Source organism: Pseudomonas sp. SJZ080 (genome assembly GCF_007828295.1).
GTDB lineage: Bacteria > Pseudomonadota > Gammaproteobacteria > Pseudomonadales > Pseudomonadaceae > Aquipseudomonas > Aquipseudomonas migulae_A.
In genome coordinates, this window is record NZ_VIUK01000057.1 from 1 (window position 1) to 3,234 (window position 3,234).

Annotated in this window: 2 rRNA genes; both read right to left on the bottom strand. The window is 51.4% G+C overall.

Annotated features, from left to right (window positions below):
- Positions 1-88, bottom strand: a 5S ribosomal RNA gene (gene rrf / locus FBY04_RS32100); the annotation flags it as partial.
- 158 nt (positions 89-246) lie between these two features.
- Positions 247-3,138, bottom strand: a 23S ribosomal RNA gene (locus FBY04_RS32105).
- Between the last annotated feature and the right edge of the window lie 96 nt (positions 3,139-3,234).

Sequence of the window (3,234 nt, forward strand, 5' to 3'; positions counted from 1 at the left end):
GAAACCCCACACTACCATCGGCGATGCATCGTTTCACTGCTGAGTTCGGGATGGGATCAGGTGGTTCCAATGCTCTATGGTCGTCAAGAAATTCTTGAGCTGACGCGTCTTTCGACGTTCCAGCGAATTGGGTATGCGATAGTTTGTGTGTTTCTCTCGAACTTTCGGTTCGTTTCGTCTTCACACACCGCAATCTGGTGCTCTTTCGCTTTTCAGCTCGAAGCAAGCAAATTGCTTGGGTGTTATATGGTCAAGCCTCACGGGCAATTAGTATTGGTTAGCTCAACGCCTCACAGCGCTTACACACCCAACCTATCAACGTCGTAGTCTTCGACGGCCCTTCAGGGGACTCAAGGTCCCAGTGAGATCTCATCTTGAGGCTAGTTTCCCGCTTAGATGCTTTCAGCGGTTATCTATTCCGAACATAGCTACCCGGCAATGCCACTGGCGTGACAACCGGAACACCAGAGGTTCGTCCACTCCGGTCCTCTCGTACTAGGAGCAGCCCCTCTCAAATCTCAAACGTCCACGGCAGATAGGGACCGAACTGTCTCACGACGTTCTAAACCCAGCTCGCGTACCACTTTAAATGGCGAACAGCCATACCCTTGGGACCGGCTTCAGCCCCAGGATGTGATGAGCCGACATCGAGGTGCCAAACACCGCCGTCGATATGAACTCTTGGGCGGTATCAGCCTGTTATCCCCGGAGTACCTTTTATCCGTTGAGCGATGGCCCTTCCATACAGAACCACCGGATCACTAAGACCTACTTTCGTACCTGCTCGACGTGTCTGTCTCGCAGTCAAGCGCGCTTTTGCCTTTATACTCTACGACCGATTTCCGACCGGTCTGAGCGCACCTTCGTACTCCTCCGTTACTCTTTAGGAGGAGACCGCCCCAGTCAAACTACCCACCATACACTGTCCTCGATCCGGATAACGGACCTGAGTTAGAACCTCAAAGTTGCCAGGGTGGTATTTCAAGGTTGGCTCCACGCGAACTGGCGTCCACGCTTCAAAGCCTCCCACCTATCCTACACAAGCAAATTCAAAGTCCAGTGCAAAGCTATAGTAAAGGTTCACGGGGTCTTTCCGTCTAGCCGCGGATACACTGCATCTTCACAGCGATTTCAATTTCACTGAGTCTCGGGTGGAGACAGCGCCGCCATCGTTACGCCATTCGTGCAGGTCGGAACTTACCCGACAAGGAATTTCGCTACCTTAGGACCGTTATAGTTACGGCCGCCGTTTACCGGGGCTTCGATCAAGAGCTTCGCGTTAGCTAACCCCATCAATTAACCTTCCGGCACCGGGCAGGCGTCACACCCTATACGTCCACTTTCGTGTTTGCAGAGTGCTGTGTTTTTAATAAACAGTCGCAGCGGCCTGGTATCTTCGACCGGCATGAGCTTACGGAGCAAGTCCTTCACCCTCACCGGCGCACCTTCTCCCGAAGTTACGGTGCCATTTTGCCTAGTTCCTTCACCCGAGTTCTCTCAAGCGCCTTGGTATTCTCTACCCAACCACCTGTGTCGGTTTGGGGTACGGTTCCTGGTTACCTGAAGCTTAGAAGCTTTTCTTGGAAGCATGGCATCAACCACTTCGTGTTCTAAAAGAACACTCGTCATCAGCTCTCGGCCTTAGAATCCCGGATTTACCTAAGATTCCAGCCTACCACCTTAAACTTGGACAACCAACGCCAAGCTGGCCTAGCCTTCTCCGTCCCTCCATCGCAATAACCAGAAGTACAGGAATATTAACCTGTTTTCCATCGACTACGCTTTTCAGCCTCGCCTTAGGGACCGACTAACCCTGCGTCGATTAACGTTGCGCAGGAAACCTTGGTCTTTCGGCGTGGGTGTTTTTCACACCCATTGTCGTTACTCATGTCAGCATTCGCACTTCTGATACCTCCAGCAAGCTTCTCAACTCACCTTCACAGGCTTACAGAACGCTCCTCTACCGCATCACCTAAGTGATACCCGTAGCTTCGGTGTATGGTTTGAGCCCCGTTACATCTTCCGCGCAGGCCGACTCGACTAGTGAGCTATTACGCTTTCTTTAAAGGGTGGCTGCTTCTAAGCCAACCTCCTAGCTGTCTAAGCCTTCCCACATCGTTTCCCACTTAACCATAACTTTGGGACCTTAGCTGACGGTCTGGGTTGTTTCCCTTTTCACGACGGACGTTAGCACCCGCCGTGTGTCTCCCATGCTCGGCACTTGTAGGTATTCGGAGTTTGCATCGGTTTGGTAAGTCGGGATGACCCCCTAGCCGAAACAGTGCTCTACCCCCTACAGTGATACATGAGGCGCTACCTAAATAGCTTTCGAGGAGAACCAGCTATCTCCGAGCTTGATTAGCCTTTCACTCCGATCCACAGGTCATCCGCTAACTTTTCAACGGTAGTCGGTTCGGTCCTCCAGTTAGTGTTACCCAACCTTCAACCTGCCCATGGATAGATCGCCCGGTTTCGGGTCTATTCCCAGCGACTAGACGCCCTATTAAGACTCGCTTTCGCTACGCCTCCCCTATTCGGTTAAGCTCGCCACTGAAAATAAGTCGCTGACCCATTATACAAAAGGTACGCAGTCACCCAACAAAGTGGGCTCCCACTGCTTGTACGCATACGGTTTCAGGATCTATTTCACTCCCCTCTCCGGGGTTCTTTTCGCCTTTCCCTCACGGTACTAGTTCACTATCGGTCAGTCAGTAGTATTTAGCCTTGGAGGATGGTCCCCCCATATTCAGACAAAGTTTCTCGTGCTCCGTCCTACTCGATTTCATGACCAAGAGATTTTCGCGTACAGGGCTATCACCCACTATGGCCGCACTTTCCAGAGCGTTCCGCTAATCTCAAAGCCACTTAAGGGCTAGTCCCCGTTCGCTCGCCACTACTAAGGGAATCTCGGTTGATTTCTTTTCCTCAGGGTACTTAGATGTTTCAGTTCCCCTGGTTCGCTTCTTAAGCCTATGTATTCAGCTTAAGATACCTAACTTATGTTAGGTGGGTTCCCCCATTCAGACATCTCCGGATCAAAGTCTGTTTGCCGACTCCCCGAAGCTTTTCGCAGGCTACCACGTCTTTCATCGCCTCTGACTGCCAAGGCATCCACCGTATGCGCTTCTTCACTTGACCATATAACCCCAAGCAATCTGGTTATACTGTGAAGACGACATTCGCCGAAAATTCGCGATTAAACTCACAAATTTTACCTTAGCCTGATCCGTTAAC